At 62.8% G+C, this 21,403-nt stretch carries 22 protein-coding genes; 8 read left to right on the top strand and 14 right to left on the bottom strand.

From position 1 onward, the window contains the following. Positions 1-1,613 (top strand): putative bifunctional diguanylate cyclase/phosphodiesterase (locus AC1D0I_RS15720; protein ID WP_477396215.1); only part of this gene is annotated, 1,613 nt, incomplete at its 5' end. Positions 1,614-1,671: 58 nt separating this feature from the next. Here the strand turns inward: AC1D0I_RS15720 and AC1D0I_RS15715 are convergent. Beyond that, complete coding sequence (locus tag AC1D0I_RS15715) at positions 1,672-2,100, bottom strand: MarR family winged helix-turn-helix transcriptional regulator (protein ID WP_477396213.1); 429 nt, start codon at positions 2,098-2,100, stop codon at positions 1,672-1,674. A 153-nt stretch (positions 2,101-2,253) separates the two neighbouring features. On the opposite strand from AC1D0I_RS15715, the gene AC1D0I_RS15710 reads away from it, so the two are divergent. After that, entirely contained in the window at positions 2,254-3,117 is an 864-nt protein-coding gene (locus AC1D0I_RS15710) for an alpha/beta fold hydrolase (RefSeq protein ID WP_477396211.1), read from the top strand. Between the two features lie 62 nt (positions 3,118-3,179). Here AC1D0I_RS15710 and AC1D0I_RS15705 read toward each other — a convergent pair whose 3' ends face one another. Continuing rightward, on the bottom strand, positions 3,180-3,929 hold the full coding sequence (locus AC1D0I_RS15705) for an SDR family oxidoreductase (RefSeq protein ID WP_477396209.1): 750 nt from the start codon (positions 3,927-3,929) through the stop codon (positions 3,180-3,182). Positions 3,930-4,156: 227 nt separating this feature from the next. Further along, the gene (locus AC1D0I_RS15700) at positions 4,157-5,401 is read right to left on the bottom strand and encodes an MFS transporter (RefSeq protein ID WP_477396207.1); all 1,245 of its coding nucleotides are present in this window, start codon (positions 5,399-5,401) and stop codon (positions 4,157-4,159) included. Between the two features lie 150 nt (positions 5,402-5,551). Here AC1D0I_RS15700 and AC1D0I_RS15695 point away from each other — a divergent pair, with 150 nt between their 5' ends. Further along, positions 5,552-6,430 carry an AraC family transcriptional regulator gene (locus AC1D0I_RS15695; protein WP_477228207.1) on the top strand — a complete coding sequence of 293 codons (879 nt, stop codon included), beginning with the start codon at positions 5,552-5,554 and terminating at the stop codon, positions 6,428-6,430. 22 nt (positions 6,431-6,452) lie between these two features. Here the strand turns inward: AC1D0I_RS15695 and AC1D0I_RS15690 are convergent, their stop codons facing one another. Next, positions 6,453-7,427, bottom strand: a complete 975-nt coding sequence (locus AC1D0I_RS15690) for an AraC family transcriptional regulator (protein WP_477396205.1) — start codon at positions 7,425-7,427, stop codon at positions 6,453-6,455. Between the two features lie 125 nt (positions 7,428-7,552). Between AC1D0I_RS15690 and AC1D0I_RS15685 the strand changes: the two genes are divergently transcribed. After that, a complete protein-coding gene (locus AC1D0I_RS15685) occupies positions 7,553-8,449 on the top strand; it encodes an SDR family oxidoreductase (protein WP_477396203.1) in 897 nt (298 codons plus the stop codon). An 18-nt stretch (positions 8,450-8,467) separates the two neighbouring features. On the opposite strand, the gene AC1D0I_RS15680 is transcribed toward AC1D0I_RS15685, so the two are convergent. The 6 genes from AC1D0I_RS15680 to lgt form a co-directional block, all read right to left on the bottom strand. Then, positions 8,468-9,403: a ribose-phosphate pyrophosphokinase gene (locus AC1D0I_RS15680; protein WP_019860650.1), complete on the bottom strand. Its 936-nt coding sequence runs from the start codon at positions 9,401-9,403 to the stop codon at positions 8,468-8,470. Between the two features lie 155 nt (positions 9,404-9,558). Next, entirely contained in the window at positions 9,559-10,152 is a 594-nt protein-coding gene (locus tag AC1D0I_RS15675; RefSeq protein ID WP_477396201.1) for a hypothetical protein, read from the bottom strand. 43 nt (positions 10,153-10,195) lie between these two features. Then, a complete protein-coding gene (locus AC1D0I_RS15670; RefSeq protein ID WP_477396199.1) occupies positions 10,196-11,347 on the bottom strand; it encodes a M24 family metallopeptidase in 1,152 nt (383 codons plus the stop codon). After that, positions 11,347-12,141, bottom strand: a complete 795-nt coding sequence (gene pgeF, locus AC1D0I_RS15665) for a peptidoglycan editing factor PgeF (protein ID WP_477396197.1) — start codon at positions 12,139-12,141, stop codon at positions 11,347-11,349. The genes AC1D0I_RS15670 and pgeF overlap by 1 nt, the downstream gene beginning before the upstream one ends. Before the next feature lie 132 nt (positions 12,142-12,273). Then, complete coding sequence (locus AC1D0I_RS15660; RefSeq protein ID WP_477396195.1) at positions 12,274-13,362, bottom strand: class I SAM-dependent methyltransferase; 1,089 nt, start codon at positions 13,360-13,362, stop codon at positions 12,274-12,276. Further along, positions 13,359-14,213 carry a prolipoprotein diacylglyceryl transferase gene (gene lgt, locus AC1D0I_RS15655; RefSeq protein ID WP_477396193.1) on the bottom strand — a complete coding sequence of 285 codons (855 nt, stop codon included), beginning with the start codon at positions 14,211-14,213 and terminating at the stop codon, positions 13,359-13,361. Before lgt ends, AC1D0I_RS15660 begins: the two co-directional genes overlap by 4 nt. Before the next feature lie 167 nt (positions 14,214-14,380). On the opposite strand from lgt, the gene AC1D0I_RS15650 reads away from it, so the two are divergent. The 3 genes from AC1D0I_RS15650 (at position 14,381) to AC1D0I_RS15640 (ending at position 16,018) form a co-directional block, all read left to right on the top strand. Further along, positions 14,381-14,683: an accessory factor UbiK family protein gene (locus AC1D0I_RS15650; RefSeq protein ID WP_095090869.1), complete on the top strand. Its 303-nt coding sequence runs from the start codon at positions 14,381-14,383 to the stop codon at positions 14,681-14,683. Positions 14,684-15,007: 324 nt separating this feature from the next. Then, the gene (locus AC1D0I_RS15645) at positions 15,008-15,508 is read left to right on the top strand and encodes a type III secretion system chaperone family protein (RefSeq protein ID WP_006202532.1); all 501 of its coding nucleotides are present in this window, start codon (positions 15,008-15,010) and stop codon (positions 15,506-15,508) included. Between the two features lie 150 nt (positions 15,509-15,658). Continuing rightward, on the top strand, positions 15,659-16,018 hold the full coding sequence (locus AC1D0I_RS15640) for a tRNA-binding protein (RefSeq protein WP_477396191.1): 360 nt from the start codon (positions 15,659-15,661) through the stop codon (positions 16,016-16,018). A 144-nt stretch (positions 16,019-16,162) separates the two neighbouring features. On the opposite strand, the gene AC1D0I_RS15635 is transcribed toward AC1D0I_RS15640, so the two are convergent. From AC1D0I_RS15635 to AC1D0I_RS15620, 4 genes are all read right to left on the bottom strand, one after another. Beyond that, positions 16,163-17,185 carry a glycosyltransferase family 4 protein gene (locus tag AC1D0I_RS15635; RefSeq protein WP_457151537.1) on the bottom strand — a complete coding sequence of 341 codons (1,023 nt, stop codon included), beginning with the start codon at positions 17,183-17,185 and terminating at the stop codon, positions 16,163-16,165. Positions 17,186-17,463: 278 nt separating this feature from the next. Then, a complete protein-coding gene (locus AC1D0I_RS15630) occupies positions 17,464-18,879 on the bottom strand; it encodes an ATP-binding protein (RefSeq protein ID WP_477396189.1) in 1,416 nt (471 codons plus the stop codon). Between the two features lie 49 nt (positions 18,880-18,928). Beyond that, positions 18,929-19,648: a response regulator gene (locus AC1D0I_RS15625; protein WP_477396187.1), complete on the bottom strand. Its 720-nt coding sequence runs from the start codon at positions 19,646-19,648 to the stop codon at positions 18,929-18,931. Next, positions 19,635-20,168, bottom strand: coding sequence for a MarR family winged helix-turn-helix transcriptional regulator (locus tag AC1D0I_RS15620; protein ID WP_167392346.1), 534 nt, complete (start codon positions 20,166-20,168; stop codon positions 19,635-19,637). The genes AC1D0I_RS15625 and AC1D0I_RS15620 overlap by 14 nt, the downstream gene beginning before the upstream one ends. A gap of 248 nt (positions 20,169-20,416) precedes the next feature. On the opposite strand from AC1D0I_RS15620, the gene AC1D0I_RS15615 reads away from it, so the two are divergent. Next, the gene (locus AC1D0I_RS15615) at positions 20,417-21,310 is read left to right on the top strand and encodes a branched-chain amino acid aminotransferase (protein ID WP_095090875.1); all 894 of its coding nucleotides are present in this window, start codon (positions 20,417-20,419) and stop codon (positions 21,308-21,310) included. The last annotated feature ends 93 nt before the right edge of the window (positions 21,311-21,403 follow it).

Raw genomic sequence — 21,403 nt, 5'->3', positions numbered from 1 at the left:
ATTATATGGTCTTCGGCACCATCTTCATGATGAGTGCCAATCTCTTCTTTACGTTCAGATTCAAAGTTTCTATTATAACTTCAACTATAATCCTATGCATATTGTATGTCGTAAACTACTTTGTGCCTTCCACGCTAACATACAAGTTGGTGTTTGGGACCTTCTACATTTCCTGCTTCACATTCACCTCATATGTGAACTGGAAACTGAATGAGGAGCGCTACAACGTCTTCCTGAACGCCCTGGAAGCCAAAATTCAGCACAACGAGGCGACCGAACGAGGCAAGGCCCTGCTGAGACTGTCGCGGACCGATCCGCTTACGGGTCTCGAAAATCGGCGGGCGATCGACGAAAAACTGCGGGATTACTGGAGCGATTGGCAACGGGTTGGTACCAGTTTTGGGGCGATCCTCATCGACGTGGACTTCTTCAAAAAGTTCAATGACTGCTACGGCCATCAGGAAGGCGACCGCTGCCTGATCCATGTCGCCAATGCCCTTAGCGAAATGATCAAGCAGTATAGTGGCTCGATCGGTCGCTATGGCGGGGAAGAATTCATTGTCCTGGCTCGCGTGGAGAGAAAAGAACAGATCATGGATCTGGCGGAAGCCATTTGCAGTACGGTGGAGGGCCTGGCGCTTACCCACGAGCTGCGGCGAGACGGCGTCTCGATTGTGACAGTGAGCGTTGGCGCTGCATTCACCAGGACGCAGACTGGCGCCAAGCTGGAGAAAATCATCCACGAAGCCGACCGCGCGCTCTATCTGGCAAAAGCCGGTGGTCGAAATTGCGCTCGGCTGTTCGATCCGACCGATCCCCAGAGCAGCGACGAAAGTGAGAACATCGCGGCCTTGCTGAAGATCGCGATCGGCCAGAATCTCGTTTCGCTCGTTTATCAACCTATCCAGGATGTCAAATCGGGCCGGGTCGAAGCCGTAGAGGCTCTGATGCGCCTCAGAATGCTGGACGGTACGTCGGTTCCGCCGAGCCTTTTCATTCCCGTTGCGGAACGAACCGGCGCGATCCTGGAACTCGGGCGCTGGGCAATAAGGACGGTGTGCTCCGAGCTTCTGGCGGACGACCACGTCCGCGTCGTCAGTGTCAACGTCTCTCCAATTCAGCTCAAGACACCTGGCTTCGCAACGTCCGTCGCTACCATTTTGGGCGAGACCGGCGTCGCCGGCAGCAGGCTGGCCTTCGAAATCACCGAAGGCCTGGAAATGGAGATGCACTCGGACATTCTTCGCTGCATCAGCGACCTGAAGCTGCTCGGCATCAAGATATGGCTCGATGATTTTGGGACGGGCTTCGCGGGCCTCTCGTGGCTTCGTCTCATCGATTTCGACACGGTGAAGATCGACCGCTCGTTTCTGCACGACTGCAGCGCCCCGAACGGCAAGGCAATGCTCCAGGACATTATTACCCTGGTCCGAAATCGCGGCCACAAAATCCTGGTCGAAGGGGTGGAAACGGACGAGCAGATGGCCCTTATGCGCGAATTCGGCATAGACAAGGTCCAGGGCTTCCATGTCGGCCGTCCCGCTCCCGCCGCAAGTTTCCAGGCAAAGCGGACGCTCCGCAAACGCCCTTTCACTGTGCTTAAGTCCGCATGATAGCCGTGCCCGGCGGCGGCACTGCGGTTTTTGGCTTAGACCGCTGTTTGGCGGCTGGCTATTGGTCGCCGGTCAACGCGTCACGCAGCGCCTGAATCTGCCGGTTCAAGGCGTCAAGCTGTGCCAGCGTCATGCCCGAGCGCTCGATCAAGGTCTCATTCAGGCAGTTGCACTGGACAAGCAGCGCGCGCCCGGTTGCGGTCAGATCGACCTGCACCTGGCGCTCGTCGACCTGGCTGCGCTGGCGCCTCACCAGCCCAGCCTGTTCCATCCGCTTCACCAGCGGTGTGACGGTGCTCGATTCCAAGGCGAGCCGGTGCGCGATGGTGCCGACCGACATGCCGTCGGCCTCTGCCAGCGCATTGAGCACGAGATATTGCGGATAGGTGATGCCCATCTCGTCCAGCATCGGCTTGTAGGTGCGATTGATCGCCATGCTGGTGGCGTAGAGCGTGAAACAGAGCTGATTGTCCAACGGGAGAGGCACGGCGGATTCCTTCTTGCCAAGACAGGCACCAAAGTCTGTACCACGAAAAATGATATCGCGATACATATTTCCATGGACAAGCGGTTTGGGCTACGCTAGGCATGTGGACATCGCGATATTGTTTATCGCGACAACAATCGAAGGAAGATTGAGATGAACCAGGCCTTGCAATCCAAGCCCAGCACCGGCAGCGGCACGATCACCACCAAGGACGGAACGCAGATCTACTACAAGGACTGGGGAACCGGTCAGCCCATCGTCTTCCATCACGGCTGGCCATTGAGCAGCGACGACTGGGACGCCCAGATGCTGTTCTTCCTGTCCAAGGGCTACCGCGTCATTGCCCATGATCGCCGCGGCCATGGCCGCTCGACCCAGACGGATATCGGCAACGAGATGGACACCTATGCCGCCGATGTCGCGGCACTGGCGGCGCATCTGGACCTCAAGGACGCCATCCATGTCGGCCACTCGACCGGCGGCGGTGAGGTGGCGCGGTACGTCGCTCAGTATGGTTCGGGTGGTCGTGTCGCCAAGGCGGTGCTGATCGGCGCGGTGCCGCCGACCATGCTCAAGACCCCGGCCAATCCCGGCGGCCTGCCGATCGAGGTTTTCGATGGTTTTCGCTCCGCCCAGGCAGCCAACCGCGCCCAGTTCTTCYGCGACGTTCCGGCTGGCCCGTTCTACGGGTTCAACCGTCCGGGCGCCGAAGTCTCGCAAGGTGTCATCGACAATTGGTGGCGCCAGGGCATGATGGGCGGCACCAAGGCACACTATGATTGCATCAAGGCCTTCTCGGAGACCGACTTTACCGAGGACTTGAAGACAATCGACGTGCCGGTGCTGGTGATGCACGGCGACGACGACCAGATCGTCCCCATCGCCGACTCGGCACTGCTGAGCATCAAGCTGCTGAAGAAGGGCGAGCTCAAGGTCTACAAGGGCTTCCCGCATGGCATGGCCACGACCCATGCCGACATTATCAACGCCGACCTGCTGGCCTTCTTCAAGGCGTAGGATATTTCGACGTCACAGACAAAAGCACCCGCCATCAGGCGGGTGCTAAGGCGCTGCCGATCTCAGGCGATGCTCAAGCCGCCGTCGATCAGCATTTCCGCACCGACCATGAACGGGCATTCGTCCGAGGCCAGAAACACCGCCGCGTTGGCAATTTCCTCGGCGGTTCCGAAACGGCCCGCGGGCACCAGGCCGACCACCGCTTTTGCACGGGCCTTCGCCGCTGCCGGATCCAGCCCAAGTTTGTCATTGAGCGGCGTGTCGATCGGGCCCGGGCTGATTACATTGGCGCGAATGCCGCGCCCTATCAGTTCGCCCGACAGCGTCCGCGCCAGCGAAATCATGCCAGCCTTGGCCAGCGAATAGACATGCGTTCCTGCCATTCCCATACGCGCGTTGACCGAGCCGCTGAGGATGATCGATGACGGGTTCGAAAACAGCGGAACGAGCGCCTTGACCAGGAAGTACGGTCCCTTGAGGTCGACATCGATGCTCCTGTCGAACGCTGCCTCGGTCCAGTCGCCAAGCGGCCGCAGATCGGCGATGCCGGCGTTGAGGAAGAGAGCGTCGAGCTTGCCGAAGGTTTCGCCGATCCGCCCGGCAATGTCGCTTTGGGCGGCGGCATCTCCGGCGTCGGAGGCGATGACAAGCACATCATTGCCCAAGATGTTGCGCGCCTCCTCGAGACGGCCCGCATTGGTGCCGGTGATGGCGACGCGCGCGCCTTCCTCAATGAAACGTTGCGCCGTCACCAGGCCGATGCCGCTGGTGCCACCCGTAATCAGCGCGACCTTGTCTTTAAGCCTGGACATAACAGATTGCCTTTCCTGACGCGGAGCGCTGCGCACTGATCAGTCGCGCCGAGCCCGGTACTTTATTTTCAACTTGAAAGCGTCCGCTGACCCAGCCTTGCCGTCGGCGCCATTTGTTGCCCGTGTTTCGAACAATAACAGGCCTATACCCCGCGAATGACGAAAGAATCATTGAGGGCGTGGCAGCTGCCACGCCCTCACGTCAAAATCCTGAAGACTGGCTAATATCAGCTGATCGCCGCCTCCGCCTTCCTGGCTTCCCGCATGTTCGGCAGGAACACCGTCAGCAGGCCGAGCAGTGGCAGATACGAGCAGATCTGGAAGACGAACTCGATGCCCTTCATGTCGGCGACGACGCCAAGCACGGCGGCCGCGATGCCGCCCATGCCGAAGGCGAAGCCGAAGAAGATGCCGGCAATCATGCCGACACGTCCCGGCACCAGCTCCTGCGCAAAGACGACGATGTTGGAGAAGGCCGACGACAGGATCAGGCCGATCAGCACCGTCAGCACCATCGTCCATTCGAGGTTGGCGTAGGGCAGGGCCAGCGTGAAGGGCAGCACGCCGACGATCGAGAACCAGATCATCGCCTTCTGCCCGTAGCGGTCGCCGAACGGGCCGCCAAGCAGGATGCCGAGTGCCGAGGAGCCGAGGAACAGGAACAGCATGACCTGCGACATCTGCACGGAAACGCCGAATTTATGGATGGAATAGAAGGTGTAGTAGCTGGCGAGGCTGGCGATGTAGGCGTTCTTGCTCAACACCAGCAGGGTCAGCACGATCAATGCATTCATCACCTTGCGGCGCGGGAAGGGCGAGACGAAGGTTGCCGTCTTGCGGTTGCCCTGTGCGGCGCGCAGGCGGCTGTACCAGCCGCCGACCTGCCACAGAACGATGATGCCGATCAGCGAGCCGACAGCGAACCATGAGATGCTGGTCTGGCCGAACGGCACGACGATGAAGGCAGCCAGCAGCGGCCCCATCGACTGGCCGAAATTGCCGCCGACCTGGAACAGTGACTGCGCGAGCCCGAAGCGGCCGCCCGACGCAAAGCGGGCGATGCGCGAGGATTCCGGATGGAAGATCGCCGAGCCGATGCCGATCAGCGAGGCGCCGATCAACAGCAGCGAATAGTGCCCGGCATAGGCGAGCACGACCAGGCCGATCAGCGACGACGCCATGCCATAAGGCAGCGAATAGGGCATCGGCCGCTTGTCGGTGACCATGCCGATCACCGGCTGCAGCAGCGATGCGGTCACCTGGAAGGTGAAGGTCAGGAGGCCGATCTGCCAGAAGTCGAGGCCGTAATTCTCTTTCAGCAAGGGATAGATGGCCGATAGCAGCGACTGCATGATGTCGTTGATGCCGTGGCAGAAGCTTACCGCCAGGATGACGGTGAAGGCCGTCGCTTGGGCTGAAGCGTGACTGACGGTCGCTGGTGGCGCGACGCTGGCGGCTGTCGTATCGGTCAAGGTAGGCTCCGTGGTCTTTTTGGCGGGCACGCCCGCGGGCAACTCTGGCGGACGCTCCTGCACCGCACTAGGACGGTTGCCTTATAAGCCGCTTGCGGCGCGACTTCTTTCGTGGTTTGGTCCAATAGTTTCGCAAGTGGGCCATACCCAATGCCGCATGGCAGGGAAATCTTTCACGCGGGCAATGCCAACCTCGAGCAATTGCACGAGCGCCGCTGGCTGTGGCTGGAGCAAGCAGTCGGGCCGGCGGTGGCGCTGCCGACCGAATATCCCGACGGCTACCATGTGCCGCAACACCGCCACAGCCGCAACCAGCTGCTGCACGCGCTGGTCGGCGTCGTGCTGGTGACGACGCGGCATGGGCGCTGGATGGTGCCGCCCGATCACGCGATGTGGATTCCGGCCGGCACCGAGCATTCGGTCGAGATGCTGGGCGATGTCTCGATGCGTTCGGTTTATGTGATGCCCCAGGCTATTCCGGGGCTGCCGGAAGGCTTGCGCGTCGTCGGCGTCACCGACCTGATGCACAGCCTGATCGTGGAGTCCGAGAAGCTGCCGCAAGGTGGCGTGCTGGAAGGCCGTGGCGGGCTGATCATGAATCTCCTGCTGCATGAAATCCCGACCCTGCCGGAACGGCCGCTCGGCCTGCCGTTCCCGTCCGATCCCAGGCTCGCGGCACTCTGCCGGCGGTTCGTGGCGGCCCCTTCGCCGCATGCGACGATCGACGAATGGGCTGACGCCGCCGGCATGAGCCGCCGTTCCTTCACCCGCGCCTTCCAGCGTCAGACCGGCCTGTCGCTGTCGACATGGCGCCAGCAGGCCTGCCTGTTCGCAGCACTGCCACGGCTGGCCGACGGGGAACCAATCACCAGGGTGGCACTCGATCTCGGCTATGACAGCGTGCCGGCCTTCATCACCATGTTCAAGCGCATGCTGGGCGCGTCGCCGCGCGGCTACATGCGCGGTGCGCGTGACAGCGGCGAAAGCATACGTCGGCCAAGCGCTGCGCTTCGACTGGAAAGCCCATGATTTCGGCGTTATGCGCGGCCATTTAGCCCGCGACCGGCTCGGGCTGGCTGGTAAGGATGATCTCCTCGCCATGCGGGGCGGAAGCCGGTGGCCGGCCACGGCTGTGTTGGCGCGGCGAACAGCCCATCACCCGCTTGAAGGCGGTGCTGAAGGCGCTTTCCGATTCGTAGCCGAGCGACAGTGCAATGACGGAAACAGGATCGCTGGAACTCGCCAGCCTGTCGCCGGCCAAGAGCATGCGCCAGCGCGTCAGGTAGTCCATCGGGGAAGCGCCGACCATCGCCTTGAATTTCAGCGCAAAGGTCGACCGCGACATGCCGGCGCGCTCGGCCAGCGCCTGCAATGTCCAGCCATGCGCCGGGTCTTCGTGCATGGCGCCGATCGCCGCGCCGATCTGTTTGTCGGCCAGCGCAAACAGCCAGCCGACGCCGCCCCGCAAGCCCTCGGCCATATGCAGGCGCAAGGCCTCGATCAGGATCATGTGGGCCAGATGCTCGACGATGAGAAAGCCACCCGGCCGCCGCTCGCGCAATTCCTGCATCATCCGCTCCACCGGCCAGCGCAGCGCCGAATGATCGGAGTCGCTGCGGATGTGAACGATTGGCGGCAGCATCCGCAACAGGATGCCGGCATGGTCCCCGGATAGGGCAAAGCGGCTGCTGACGAGAAGGAAATCGCCGCCGCCCTTATGCAAGGTGATGCCACCGGTGCGTGCGGGGGAAAAGATGGTGCGGGCATCGACCGATGGCAGCTCCATGTCGCTGGCAAGGCGGAAAGGACGCCCGCGAGGCAGCAGGAAACAGTCACCCGTCTCCAGCCGCACCGCATCCGCGACGCCGTCCACGGACAGCCAGCATCGGCCGGATACCACGGCACCGCATTTGATGGCTGCCTGCTGGTCGGGGAACTGGATCGACCAGTCGCCACCGGCCTCCAGCCCGGCGGACAGGTAATTGCGCGGCTTCAGCAGCGACAGCACGTCTGAGAGCGGATCCATGAGCATTCCGGACGATTGCGAAGATAATACGGACTTTACAGCATAGATCGTATTTCCTCAATCCCGTATCTCCTTCGGCAACGGGCTGTCCATACGGCCCTTGAGCAAACAAAGGAGAAATCGCGATGCGTGTATTTGTCACCGGTGCCACCGGTTTTGTCGGTTCAGCGGTTGTGCGGGAGCTCGTTGGAGCGGGCCATCAGGTGCTTGGCCTCGTCCGTTCGGATGCAGGTGCGAGGTCGGTTACCGCTGCGGGCGCCGAGGCGCATCGTGGCGATATCGAGGACCTGGAGAGCCTGCGCAGTGGAGCGGCGCTTTCGGATGGCGTCATCCACACCGCCTTCAACCATGACTTCTCGAAATTCGCGGCGAATTGCGAGGCGGACCGGCGCGCCATTGAGACGCTCGGGGCGGAACTCGAAGGCTCCGAGCGGCCCTTGCTTGTCACCTCCGGACTGGCGCTGCTGACGCCGGCCGGTCACGTGGCGAGTGAGAACGACGCGCCTGTTCCTCCATCCGCTTCCTATCCCCGCGCCTCGGAAGTCACGGCCGAAGCGCTGGCGGCACGCGGCGTGCGTGCCTCGGCGGTTCGTCTTTCGCCCTCGGTTCACGGCGACGGCGATCATGGCTTCGTACCGATGCTGATCGCCATCGCGCGTCAAAAAGGCGTTTCGGCCTATCTTGGCGATGGGGCGAACCGCTGGCCTGCAGTGCACCGGTTGGACGCCGCTACGCTCTTCAGGCTGGCGCTCGAGAAGGGCGCCGGAGGAGCCAGATACCACGGCGTTGCCGACCAGGGTGTGCCGACGCGGGAGATCGCCGAGATCATCGGCAGCCGGTTGAACCTGCCGGTGGTCTCCAAAAACCGCGAGGAAGCAGCCGACCATTTCGGCTTCCTCGGCCACTTCTTCGGCATGGATTGGCCTGCTTCCAGCGAGCAGACCAGGCAAGTGCTGGGATGGCAGCCTACGCAGCCGGGGTTGATTACCGACCTCGACGGCCCGAGTTATTTCGAGGTTTGAAGCTGTTTCGAGACAGGCCTAGTCGAAGAGGCTCGACACCGATTCCTCGGTCGCCGTGCGCGAGATGGCTTCGCCCATCAGGTCGGCGATCGAGATGACGCGGATGTTCGGAGCGTCGAGCACGCCCTGGGTCGGCTGGATGGAATCGGTGATCACCAGTTCCTGCAGCTTCGAGCCGCTGATGCGGGCGACGGCGCCGCCCGACAGGACACCGTGGGTGATGTAGGCGGTGACGCTGGTGGCGCCGTTGGCCAGCAGCGCATCGGCGGCATTGCACAGCGTGCCGCCGGAATCGACGATGTCGTCGATCAGCAGGCAATCCTTGCCGGCAACGGCGCCGATGATGTTCATGACTTCGGATTCGCCCGGACGCTCGCGGCGCTTGTCGACGATGGCCAGCTGCGCGTCGAAGCGCTTGGCCAGCGCACGGGCGCGCACCACGCCGCCGATGTCGGGCGACACCACCACGACATTGCCGAGCTGCTTGTACTTCGCCTTCACGTCGCGGGCCATGACCGGCACCGAAAACAGATTGTCGGTCGGGATATCGAAAAAGCCCTGGATCTGGCCGGCATGCAGGTCGAGCGTCAGAACACGGTCGACGCCGGCGCGGGTGATCATGTTGGCGACCAGCTTGGCCGAGATCGGCGTGCGGCCGGAGGCGCGGCGGTCCTGCCTGGCGTAGCCGAAATAGGGAATCACCGCCGTGATGCGCTTGGCCGACGAGCGCATGAAGGCATCGATCATGATGAGCAGTTCCATCAGGTGATCATTGGTCGGGAACGAGGTCGACTGCAGGATGAAGACATCCTCGCCGCGCACATTTTCCTGGATTTCGACGAAGATTTCCTGGTCGGCGAAGCGCCTGACACTGGCCTTGCCCAGCGGGATGTTGAGATAGCGGGCGACCGCTTCGGCCAGCACCCTGTTGGAATTGCCCGCGAAGAGTTTCATACACCGTTCCTGGTGGAGGATGGAGAGATCAGACAGACTCTCCTGCACCTTTTAACCGGGCTTTTAGCGGCCCGCGCCGGTATTGCAAGCGCCGAGATCGGGAATCCGCCGGCTAATCTCAAGAAAGCCTCGCGCCATCGCCAGTGGGCAACACCTCAGCCCGCCTTGCCGCCGAGCCAGGCCGCGAACTGGTCGATGGTCTGGTCGGCGATTGCCTGCATAGTCGCCGGTGAGACCCCTTTCCAGCTATCGCCGCCCCCGCTGTCGCCGGATTTTGTCGAAGCTGCCTTCTGCTGGCCGTTGATGCGGTGCAGCCGGTTGCCGGCCGGGTCGTAGACGTCCCAGACATAGATGACGGTGGTGTCCTTGCCTTCCGATATCGCCGAGAAATAACCCTTGAGCACATGGGTAGCGGTCTGGTCGGTGCTGCCGGCAAGCGTGATGCCACGTTGCCTGGCGCGCGTCTGCAATTCGGCGGTCAGCGGTGTGGCGGCTTCCACCGAAGCACCGACGATCGGCGCGATCTGCAGGCGGGTCTTCGACAGGATGGCAGCACTCTGGGCTGGTGTGACCGGCGTGGCGGTGGTTGCGGGATTGCCCGCAATGGCGGGGTCGGCGCCGGGCGTCGACGGCGTCGAGGTCGCCGGCGGGGTGATGGCTGACGGTTCGAGAACGTCCTTTGCGTTGGTGCAGGCGGCAAGAGCCAATGCCACAAGCAATGACACGGTCGTCACATGCGATCGTCTCATTTGCCTTCTAACTCCTTGGCGAAGCACGCCTCCCATTGTGGATTCACTGTACGATCAAGTCGAGATCATGGCGGGACAGCGGCTTCGGCTGGGATTCGGTGGTCAGGTAGGTGCGGCCAAGCGTCATCGCCGTCTCGGTGTCGGAATCCATGATGATCATGTGGGCGAACAGCGTCATGTGCGGCGCGATCGGCTCGGGGTTGCCCTGGTAGAACATCGGCATGTCCATCCAGGACGGGGTGAAGCGGGCGCCGACCGAATAGCCGCAGGCGTTCAGCCGGTGCTTGGTCAGGCCGTGCGCCTCCATGGTGCGGGCATGGGCGTCGAACACGTCGCCGAAGCTGTTGCCAGGCGTCATCGCCTTCTCGACGGCCAGAAGTGCTGCACGGGCGGCGTCGAACAGCTCCTGATGGCGCTTCGAGACCTTGCCGGTGAGCACCGTGCGCATCATCGGCGCATGGTAGTGATTGAAGACGCCGGCCCATTCGAGTGTCAGCTGGTCGTTCTTGGTCAGCTTGCGGCGGCCGGACTTGTAGCGGCACAGCAGCGCATCGACGCCGGAGCCGATGATGAACTCGTTGGCCGGATAGTCGCCGCCACCGGCAAAGATCGCCCCCTGCATGGCTGCCAGGATCAATGCTTCGTCGCCGCCCTGCTTGATCAGCGGCAAGGCTGCGTCGAGCGCGTCGTCGGAAAGGTTGGCGGCCTTCTCGGCCCTGGCGATTTCGGCCGGGCTCTTGAACAGGCGCAGCCGGCCGACGATGCCGGACGCGTCGGCGATCTGGCCAAAGGTCTGTAGCTGTTCGTCCAGCCGCCGGCCATTGTAGGCGGTCAGCCCGTGGGTGTCGTATTCGACGCCGATGCGGGCGCCGAGCAGGTCGAGCTCGTTGAGCAGATTGCGCAGGTCGACAGCCGGATTGGCGCCGTTGCGATCGGTCCACAAGACGATGTTGTCGATGATCGAGGTCTGGCGCGCCTGGCGCAGGTCGGCCGAGCGGGTCAACAGCACCATCGAACCATCGGCCTTCACCACCAGGCACTGGAAGAAGCAGAAGCCGAACGTGTCGTAGCCGGTCAGCCAGTACATGCTTTCCTGGGCGAACAGCAGGATAGCGTCGAGCTTCTTCTCGGCCATCTCGATCATCAGCCGGTCGCGCCGCGCATCAAATTCCGAACGTTCAAAATGCAGCGCCATTATTGCTTCTCCAAAACGATTGCCGAAACCTGCCGGCCGTAATCGGGCTCCTTGCGGTGCGTGGTGCGCCGGTAGGAGTAAAACAGATCTTCCTCGGCATAAGTGCAGCGGCCGAGGCCCTCGGCCGTCACGCCGGCCTTAGCCAGCCGGTCGACCGTGTAGCGATTGAGGTCGAACATCGCATGGCCGGCGTTGGCGGAGGGCACGAAATAGCGGATGGTCTCAGCGTCGGCCTCGACGAAACGGGCGACGAATTCCGGCCCGACCTCATAGTTTTCAGGGCCGATCGAAGGGCCGAGCACGGCAACGATGTTTTCGCGGCTGGCACCGAGGCTTTCCATGGCGAGGATGGTGTTTTCCAGCACGCCGGTGAAGGCGCCTTTCCAGCCGGCATGCGCGGCGCCGATGATGCGCGCCTGCGCATCCGCGAACAGCACCGGGCCGCAATCGGCGGTCGAGGCACCGATGGCGATGCCCGGCCGGTCGGTGACGATGGCGTCGGCCTTGGGCCGCTCGCCGGCAAAGGGCTCGCGCACGATGATGACATCGGGCGAATGGACCTGCCAGGCGGTCAGCAGATGGTTCGCCGGCACGCCCATCCAGGCGGCGACACGGCTGCGGTTCTCGGCGACCAGCGCCTGGTCGTCATTCGATCCGGTGCCGATGTTGAGGCCCTGGTAGATGCCGCTGGAAACACCGCCGAGGCGGGTGAAATAGCCGTGGCGGATGCCATGCGCCTGCGCCTTGTCCAGCAGGGCCGACCGAACGGGATCCGGTTTGGTCTGATTCAGCATGCGGGCGTTGTTGTCCGTGTGGGCGGTTTCGTCAAGAAGAAGTGCTTTTCGACAAGAAGGCGGATCAGAGTTCGGCTGGCGGTCCGAACGGTGCTTGCCGGACGGGAGATTGGGAGAGGCGGCAGTGAAAAGTCAATCCGCCGTGGCAAAGGGCCGGACGGCCATGTCGCGTGGCAGCACGGCAAGCACCTTGAACAGCTCGCCCATGGCTTGCGCGCCGGCGAGGCGTTCGACGTCGTCGGCGATCTTGTCGCGCGCCGTCTGGTCGGCATCGGCGCCGAGCCGGCCGGCACGCTCGAGAATGCCCATGCCGAGCAGGAAGCCGCCTTGCGTCGACAGATGGGCGTCGAGCCCATGCGCGCGGACGGTTGCGGCAAGAGCGGCGAAATCGACGTGGGTCGTCAGGTCGGCCTCGCCGGGATTGGCCAGCACATCTTCGTGATCGTGCCTGCGCAGAGCCTGCAGCGTGTCGCCGACACCTGGCCGGAGGTGGCCATAGTCCACGAACAGGCCGGCTCCGCCATGCGTAATTATGCGTTCGGCAATGGTCGCCATCAGGGCTGCGCGTGCCGGCGCGACCTCGACGATCGCGCCTGGCGGCGCGTCGGTGGCGTCGTCAGGCAGCAGCGTCGGGTCGACCGAGCCGGCGCCGGCGAAGAAGCGCAGCTCGCTGGTCTCGTCCAGACCGACCACGCGTTCGCGCCAGCCGGCGCCGGCGCGGACGAACTGGCGGATGGGCACGGCATCGAACAATTCGTTGCCGACGATGAACAGCGGCTGTTGCGGCAGAGTGTCGATGGTTTCGTGCCAATCGACCGCGAATGGCGTCGTGCCCAGCGTCTGTTTCTGGACTTCTGTCAGGCGTGGGCTGGTCTCGATCATGGCGAAGGCGGCGCCATTGGCCAGATCAGGATCAAGCCGCGACAGCGTGCGCAGCATGTCCTTCATCAGCGTGCCGCGGCCAGGACCGATCTCGGCGATGGTGACCGGCAGCGGCCGGCCGCTGGCCAGCCAGGCCTGGTAGAGCCAGATGGCGACGAGTTCGCCGAACATCTGGCTGATCTCGGGCGCGGTGATGAAGTCGCCGGCCGCGCCAAAGGGTTCGCGCGTCGTGTAGTAGCCGTCCACGGGGTCGAACAGGCACAGCGCCATGTATTCGTTGACGGGAAGCGGCCCCGACGCCTCGATCAGGCCGACGATGCGGGTCTTCAGCCGTGTCATGCCGGCTGCGGTTGTGGCACCGGCTTGGCGGTCACCATCGCCCAGATGCCGACCAGCACCATCGGCGACGACAGGATCATGCCCATGGTCAGCCAGTTGGTGCCGAGGAGATAGCCGAGCTGCTGGTCGGGCTCGCGGAAGAACTCGACGAAGATGCGCGACAGGCCGTAGCCGCAGATGAAGGCGCCGCCGACGAAACGCGGCGTCTTCAGCTTGAGGCGCGAATGGGTGAGGATGCGCAGGACGAGGAACAGCACCACGCCCTCCAGCAGTGCCTCATAGAGCTGGCTCGGATGGCGGGCAAACGGCCCGCCATTGGGGAACTCGATCGCCCAGGGCACGTCGGTGGGGCGCCCCCAGAGCTCGGAATTGATGAAATTGGCGACGCGCACCAGGCCAAGGCCAACCGGCACGCCGGCCGCCACCACGTCGAACAGCGACCAGGTGCGGATGCCGCGCTTGATGGAAAACAGCGTCATGGCGAGGGTGACGCCGAGCAGGCCGCCATGGAACGACATGCCGCCCTGCCAGACCGCGAAGATATCGAGCGGGTGGGCGATGTAGCGCGGCAGGTCGTAGAACAGCACGTAGCCGGTGCGGCCGCCCAGCACGACGCCGATGGCCGCCCAGACGATGAAGTCGTCGAGGTCCTCCGGCTTCATCGGCAGGACGCCGTTCGGCCACAGCTTCGCATTGGCGGCGAGCCGCTTGGCGTACCACCAGGCGAACAGGATGCCGACGATGTAGCCGACGCCGTACCAATGTACCGCCAGCGGCCCGATCTGGATGAGGATCGGGTTGATGTTGGGGAAGGGCAGGGAGGCCAGCGGCAGCAGGAAATTGTCGTTCAACAGGGAACTCTCGGTTGCGATCGTATTTGGGCGCGGACCATGCGGCAGGGTTTTGGCAGGGTCAAGGCAAGGCGGACGCGCCCGACTTGATGCCGCAGCAGGGCGCAACATGCTTGCATTCCAAGTGCAGCGCTACTAACTCAAATAACGGTAAGCGAGGATTTGCCATGTCGACCGGACCGAACCGCATTCTCGATGAATTCGCCAAGCTGATGACCGATGCCGCCGGGGCCGCCCAAGGCGTGCGTCGCGAGGTCGAGACCGCCTTCAAGGGCCAGGCCGAACGCATCCTCAACACCATGGACGTGGTGCAGCGCGAAGAGTTCGAGGCGGCGCGCGAGATGGCCGCCAAGGCCCGGGAAGAAAACACCCGCCTTGCAGAGCGTATCGAGGCGCTCGAAGCGAAGCTTGCCGAATTGACCGGACAGGCCGCACCGGCGGCGGCGGCAAAGCCCCGCGCAAAAAAATAATCATTAAACTTTTCCACATAGCCCGATCCTGAAAAGCGCTTTGCCGTGAATCGCTTAACGGCGTTGCATGAATCTTTGTGACAGCGGCTTTCCACATGCGAATGACGCAGTGCGAAAAATTGGGCTGTTCACGCGACTCCCGATCAATAGACTGAATTTGTTGCATGATTCGGAGCAGGGTCATGTGGCCGGGCGGTGGGGTCCGGTCTGGGGGTCTTTGCGTCGAGAAGTCCTGGCCGTCCGAGTTCTAGACAAGATTGTTCGTTGTGTGTGCCCTCCCGCGGAGCGTGTGGCGGCGCTCCTCAGAACGACAGGAAGCATTCCATGGAACTTCTCGAACTCGAATTCTCCCGCGAAATCCATCCGGTGGATGTTATCGAGCAGGTGGCCCACAACAACGACTGGTCCTTTGAGCGGGCCGGTGATGACGAGATTTCGATCTCGGTTGCCGGCAGCTGGACCGACTATCACGTCTCCTTCTCGTGGATGGAGGATTTCGAGGCGCTGCACCTGGCCTGCGCCTTCGACATCAAGGTGCCGGAGGCCCGCGCACTGGAAGTGATGCGGCTGCTGTCGCTCATCAACGAACAGATGCTGTTCGGCCATTTCGACCTCTGGGAGCAGGAAGGCGCGATCATGTTCCGCCAGTCGCTGCTCCTGGCCGGCGGTGTCGAGCCGTCGAGCCAGCAGGTCGAGGTGCTGCTGTCGTCGGCGCTGGAAGCCTGCGAATGCTATTTCCAGGCGTTCCAGTTCGTCGTCTGGTCGGGAACCTCGGCTAAGGACGCGCTGGCTGGCGTGCTGTTCGAGACCTACGGCAACGCCTAGAGCCCGTTCCACCCCGATGGAATCGGGATGGGGCTCTATCTCATTGTTTGAGCATCATCTCTGGACAAACGGCTTCCGTTTGTCCGAGAAAACTGGGGTCCACTTTTCGGGATCATGCTCTAGAGCGACGGCAGGGCAGACAAGACAGAGATGAGTTCGAGCAGCGCGCGCAAGCCCGAGATCAGTTTTGCCGACTTCGATCGTGTCGACATCCGCGCCGGCACGATCGTCGAGGCCGAGCCGTTTCCCGAAGCACGTAAGCCGGCGTTCAAGTTGAAGATCGATTTCGGCGCCGACATCGGCATCAAGAAATCGTCGGCGCAGATCACCAAGTATTATGCGCCCGAGACGCTGATCGGCCGGCAGGTATTCGCGGTGGTCAATTTCCCGCCACGCCAGATCGGCCCGTTCATGTCGGAAGTGCTGACGCTCGGCTTTCCCGACGAGGAGGGTGCCGTGGTGCTCGGCGCCATCGAGCGCAGGGTGCCGGATGGCGGGCGGCTTTTTTAGGACGTGCTGATATTCAGGTGAGGCCGGCTTGCGAACGGCGGTCTCCAGCGCTTCCGGTGCTCACGCACCAAACGGCTCTCGGAGCCCGCCATTCTCAGCTCGGCCTGATCTGAATCTCGACACATCCTGAGGCCGCGATACTTCTCAGGCAGCCAGTTTCCGCGGCATGCCCAGCGCTTCCTCGACCGTGTCGAGAAACAGTTCGGCGCAGGCTTTCCAGCTGTAGCGCATGGCGCGTTCGCGCGCCTCGGCGCGGTCGACGTTGAGGGCGGCGAGTGCTGCCTCGCGCAGGTCGGTCGACACCGCGCCGCCAAAGCCGTCGCCGACGATGTCGATCGGACCGGTCACCGGATAGGCGGCGACCGGCGTGCCGCTGGCCAGCGCCTCGATGATGACATTGCCGAACGTGTCGGTGCGGCTGGGGAAGACGAAGACGTCGGCCGAGGCGTAGATCTCGGCCAGTTCGTCATTGGGACGATGGCCAAGGAAATGCGCTTGCGGATATTTTGCCTTCAGCTTGGCCAGTTCCGGACCCTCGCCGACGATCACCTTGCTGCCGGGCAGATCGAGGTCGAGAAAGGCCGAGAGGTTCTTTTCGATGGCGACGCGGCCGACGCAAAGGAAGATCGGGCCGGGAAAGCCGAGATCCTTCTTCTTGTCCGGTCGGAAATGGCCGGTGTCGACGCCACGTGTCCAGGGGCGAAGCTTGTTGAAGCCACGCGAGGCAAGATCGTCGGCGAGCGACTGCGTGGCGACCAGCGTGCCCTGGCCGGAATTGTGGAAATCGCGCAGCCAGCGATAGGCCCAGCTTTCTGGCACCGGCAGGCGGGCGCTGAGATATTCGGGAAAACGGGTGTGATAGCTGGTGGTGAACGGCCGGCCGGCATTGCGGCAATAGCGTCGCGCCATGATGCCCAGTGGTCCCTCGGTGACGAGGTGGATATGGTCTGCCTTGCCGGCTTCTATCAGGCGCGCGACATGGCCGGGCGTGGTCAGCGCCAGCCGGATGTCGGGGTAGGTCGGCAAGGGCAGCGTGCGAAAGATGTTGGGTGTCAGGAAATCCACCGCGACATCGAAGGATTTCAGCGTCTCGGTCAGTCGTTCCAGCGTGTGGACGACGCCATTGACCTGTGGGCGCCAGGCGTCGGTGACCATCAATATGCGCATGGCGGCCCTTTGCTCGAAAGGTCGACTGTTGCCTTGAGACGATGCCGGAACGGCGACCAGCCTGCGGCTCTCGCTTCGCTCCAGCGCACCCGGGCGGGCGCGGGATCGAAGTGAGGCGGCAAGGCCGAATCAAGTGAGGTCGCGCGCTTCATGCGCGCTCTTCACCATGGTTTCATGACGGGCGGATGAAGCAGTCGTCTAGCTAAGCATGATATCTGGACAAACAGTTTCCGTTTGTCCGAGAAAACCGGTTTCCGCTTTTCGGAATCATGCTCCGGTCAGGCCGGAACCTTGATGACGGCGCGCAGGCCGCCGAGCGGGCTGTCGTCGAGGGTGATGTCGCCGCCATGGCTGCGTGCGATATCGCGGGCAATCGACAGGCCGAGCCCCGTGCCGCTGGCATCGAGGTTGCGAGCTTCGTCGAGCCGCACGAAGGGCTTGAACACGTCTTCGCGCCTGTCGAGCGGAATACCGGGGCCATCGTCGTCGATGGTGACCAGCAGCGAGCCGCGGCCATGGTTGGCGTTGACCTCCACCGTCCTGGCATAGCGGAAGGCGTTGCCGATGACGTTGGACAGCAGCCGGGCAAAGGCGTTCGGCCGCACATGCACATCACGGTCGCCAATAAGCGTCGTCGACAGCTTGCGCTTGCGCAATCCGGCTTCCTCGTCAAGCTTCTGGAAATAGGCCTCGAGATCGAACCGCCCGGCATCCTCGGAAGCCTCGCCACGGGCAAAGGCGAGGTAGCCTTCGAGCATCGACTGCATATCGTCGATGTCCTGGTCGAGCGCCGCCTTGGTCTCGGCCTTGCCGCCGGCCAGCGCCAGTTGCAGCTTGAAGCGGGTGAGAATGGTTCGCAGGTCATGGCTGACGCCGGTCAGCATGGCGGTGCGTTGCTCGATCTGGCGTTCGATGCGCTCGCGCATCTGGATGAAGGCAAAGCCGGCGCGGCGAACCTCCTCGGCGCCGCGCGGCCGGAAATCGCGCGGCATCGGCCGGCCCTTGCCGAAGCTTTCGGCCGCCTCGGCGAGCGTCAGGATGGGCCGGATCTGGTTGCGCAGGAAGGGGATGGCGATCATCAACAGCACCAGCGAGGTGCCGACCATCCAGATCAGGAAGATGTGGGTGTTCGAGGCATAGGCCTGGCTGCGCCGCACGAAGACGCGCAGCACCTTGCCCTCGAGTTGGACGCGCACCTCGACGATGTTGGAATTGCCGACCGTGTCGATCCAGAACGGGCGGTTGATCTGGCGGGTGATTTCGGCCGAGAGAACATCGTCGAGGATCGAGAAGAAGGGCTTGGGCCCGGGCGCGGGCAGCGGGTCGGGCGGCAAGAGGTCGACCTTCAACTGCATGCGGTCCTGGGCGATCCGGATGATGTTGGCGTAGTCGGCGTCGTGCGGATAGGTTTCGATCATGTCGATGATGGCRGCGATGTCGCGTACGGTGGCTTGCGACAGACGCTGCGTCACGGTTGCCCAATGGCGTTCCATGAAGACGAAGGCGACCACCGATTGCAGCAGGATCATCGGCGCGATGACGATGATCAGCGAGCGGGCATAGAGCCGCTTCGGCATATACAGCGAAACGAGGCGCCAGAACCGGTTCCAGGCACGCGGCACCGCCTTGAGCGTACGCGCGGCGCGTGCGCTCAAGCCGTTATTGCCCGGCTGTTGCAGTTCCGTGGTTGCCATTCGCTCTTTTCGTTTGCCCGCAACCGTTCGACCGGCCGCAGGCGGCATTCTATTCCACGCTGAGCCGATACCCAATACCGCGCATGGTCTGCAACCACACCGGATTGGACGGATCGCGCTCGATCTTGCGGCGCAGCCGGTTGATCTGGACGTCGATGGTGCGCTCGCCGACTTCCGAATCGTCGCCGACAAGCTCGTGGCGGGGGATCGTCTCACCTGCTCGCGCGGCGAAGATCGCCAGGATCTCCTGCTCGCGGTCGGTCAGCTTCAGCGCCTCGCCGCCGCGCTTCAATTCGCGCCTGGCGATCTGGAACGTGTAAGGGCCGAAGACCAGTTGCTCGACCTTCGGCGTTGTCGCCGGACCGCCGCGGCGCAGGATGTTGTTGATGCGCAGGATCAGCTCGCGCGGATCGAAAGGTTTCGGCAGATAGTCGTCGGCGCCGGCTTCGAGGCCGGTGATGCGGCTGTCGGTTTCCGACAGCGCCGTCAGCATCAGGATCGGCACGTTCTTTTCTGCGCGCAGCGACTTGGTCAGGTCGACGCCCGTTTCACCGGGCATCATCACGTCGAGGATCAGAAGATCGAAGTCGAGGCCGGCAAGCTTGCGCCTGGCTTCGCCGGCATTGCCGGCGACGGTGACGCGAAAGCCGTTTTCGGTCAGATACTGCTTGAGAAGATTGCGGATGCGGGTGTCGTCGTCGACGACGAGCAAATGCGGCGCGTCGTCGTCCGGTGCGGCCGCATGATCGACCCTTTCAGTGCTCTCCATGGCTTTTCCCTGACATTTTTGCGGACCCAACGTCGATCTGCGCTCTCAGTTCCGGATTGACCATCGCCTCGAGGAACCGTTCAACCAGGGTCCGTTCGGTTATCCCGGAATCTCCCAATGCAGCATGGATGCGGCGCGACTGTGGCCGCGCCAGCGCCAGCGCCAGCGCGCGGCCCTTGGCTGTCGGATAAAGCTCGCGCTGGCGGCGGTCACGAGGGCCTTGCAACTGCACGACATGGTCGGTGTCGATCAATTGCTTGAGCACCCGCGCCAGGCTCTGCTTGGTGATCTTCAGCACGTCGAGCAGTTCGGCAACCGTCAGGCCTGGCCTGCGGTTGACGAAATGCAGCACCCGGTGGTGGGCTCGGCCGAAGCCATAATCGGCCAGGATCTGATCCGGATCGGAGGTGAAGTCCCGATAGGCGAAGAAGAGCAGTTCGATGATGGCGAAATCGATGCCGTCCTCGTCGGTGATCGCCGTCCTGATCGGTTTCCCGGCTGCGTGGCTTCGATCCGTCATCATTTCTCCGCTTGAAAGAGAGATTATGTCAGTACTATTGACGTAATTTCCCGGCAATGGTAATTTTTGACAAGCTTTTGGGCGGATTGCGAACGAAAAGGCAAGAGAGGCCGGTTTTTCCGGAACTTCCTGAGTTTGCCAGAGCGCAATTATCCGCCTACGCTCCAGCATAAAGGCCGCTTTGCGCGGCCGACACGAAACACACAACGATACAACACTATGCGGGCTGGCGCCCGCGGGAGGTTACCATGGCATCCGTTCCCTTCGATCAACTGGACGGCTTCATCTGGATGAATGGCGCGTTCGTCCAATGGGGTGACGCCAAGATCCACGTCCTGACCCATGGGCTGCACTACGCCAGCGCCGTCTTCGAGGGCGAGCGCGCCTATGGCGGTGAGATCTTCAAGCTCAACGAACACACCGAGCGCCTGCATGAATCGGCGCGCCTGCTCGGCTTCAAGATCCCCTATTCGGTGGCCGAGCTCAACGACGCTTCCACCACGCTTTTGAAGAAGCAAGGTTTCCAGGACGCCTATGTCCGGCCGATCGCCTGGCGTGGCAGTGAACAGATGGGCGTTTCAGCGCAGAACAACCGCATCAACTGCGCCATCGCCATCTGGCAGTGGCCGAGCTATTTCGATCCGGCGCAGAAGCTGAAAGGCATCCGCCTCGACGTGGCGGAATGGCGCCGGCCCGACCCGCGCACGGCGCCGTCCAAGTCGAAGGCCGCCGGCCTCTACATGATCTGCACCATGTCCAAGCACGCCGCCGAGGCCAAGGGCTACGCCGATGCCATGATGCTCGACTGGCGTGGCCAGGTCGCGGAAGCGACCGGCGCCAACATCTTCTTCGTCAAGGACGGCAAGATCCACACGCCCAAGCCCGACTGCTTCCTCGACGGCATCACCCGCCGCACGGTCATCGGCCTGGCCAAGGATCGCGGCCTGGAAGTGATCGAACGCGCCATCATGCCGGAAGAACTCGAGGGCTTCGAGCAATGCTTCCTGACCGGGACGGCAGCGGAAGTAACGCCGGTTTCGGAGATCGGACCTTACCGATTCGAGGTCGGTGAAATCGCCAAGAACCTTATGAATGACTATTCTGCAGCGGTTCAGCCCAAGCACGCGATTGCAGCAGAATAACGAAAGTCACAGCTTTTCGAGCAAGCAGGGGCGGTTTAGAGGCCGCCCCTTTTATTTAAGCGTTTGTGCATTTGACTTTCGTCCAATTCGGCG

The sequence above is a fragment of the Mesorhizobium sp. P2_D1 genome, assembly GCF_056404455.1.
This window is presented reverse-complemented; position numbering and strand designations above follow the sequence as displayed.

Excerpts from the sequence above, each read along its gene's own strand:
- AC1D0I_RS15705 (WP_477396209.1), bottom strand. The coding sequence starts at position 3,929 with ATGTCCAGGCTTAAAGACAAGGTCGCGCTGATTACGGGTGGCACCAGC.
- AC1D0I_RS15695 (WP_477228207.1), top strand. The coding sequence starts at position 5,552 with ATGCCGCATGGCAGGGAAATCTTTCACGCGGGCAATGCCAACCTCGAG.
- AC1D0I_RS15690 (WP_477396205.1), bottom strand. The coding sequence starts at position 7,427 with ATGGATCCGCTCTCAGACGTGCTGTCGCTGCTGAAGCCGCGCAATTAC.
- AC1D0I_RS15685 (WP_477396203.1), top strand. The coding sequence starts at position 7,553 with ATGCGTGTATTTGTCACCGGTGCCACCGGTTTTGTCGGTTCAGCGGTT.
- AC1D0I_RS15680 (WP_019860650.1), bottom strand. The coding sequence starts at position 9,403 with ATGAAACTCTTCGCGGGCAATTCCAACAGGGTGCTGGCCGAAGCGGTC.
- AC1D0I_RS15675 (WP_477396201.1), bottom strand. The coding sequence starts at position 10,152 with ATGAGACGATCGCATGTGACGACCGTGTCATTGCTTGTGGCATTGGCT.
- AC1D0I_RS15670 (WP_477396199.1), bottom strand. The coding sequence starts at position 11,347 with ATGGCGCTGCATTTTGAACGTTCGGAATTTGATGCGCGGCGCGACCGG.
- pgeF (WP_477396197.1), bottom strand. The coding sequence starts at position 12,141 with ATGCTGAATCAGACCAAACCGGATCCCGTTCGGTCGGCCCTGCTGGAC.
- AC1D0I_RS15660 (WP_477396195.1), bottom strand. The coding sequence starts at position 13,362 with ATGACACGGCTGAAGACCCGCATCGTCGGCCTGATCGAGGCGTCGGGG.
- AC1D0I_RS15650 (WP_095090869.1), top strand. The coding sequence starts at position 14,381 with ATGTCGACCGGACCGAACCGCATTCTCGATGAATTCGCCAAGCTGATG.
- AC1D0I_RS15645 (WP_006202532.1), top strand. The coding sequence starts at position 15,008 with ATGGAACTTCTCGAACTCGAATTCTCCCGCGAAATCCATCCGGTGGAT.
- AC1D0I_RS15640 (WP_477396191.1), top strand. The coding sequence starts at position 15,659 with ATGAGTTCGAGCAGCGCGCGCAAGCCCGAGATCAGTTTTGCCGACTTC.
- AC1D0I_RS15635 (WP_457151537.1), bottom strand. The coding sequence starts at position 17,185 with ATGCGCATATTGATGGTCACCGACGCCTGGCGCCCACAGGTCAATGGC.
- AC1D0I_RS15625 (WP_477396187.1), bottom strand. The coding sequence starts at position 19,648 with ATGGAGAGCACTGAAAGGGTCGATCATGCGGCCGCACCGGACGACGAC.
- AC1D0I_RS15620 (WP_167392346.1), bottom strand. The coding sequence starts at position 20,168 with ATGACGGATCGAAGCCACGCAGCCGGGAAACCGATCAGGACGGCGATC.
- AC1D0I_RS15615 (WP_095090875.1), top strand. The coding sequence starts at position 20,417 with ATGGCATCCGTTCCCTTCGATCAACTGGACGGCTTCATCTGGATGAAT.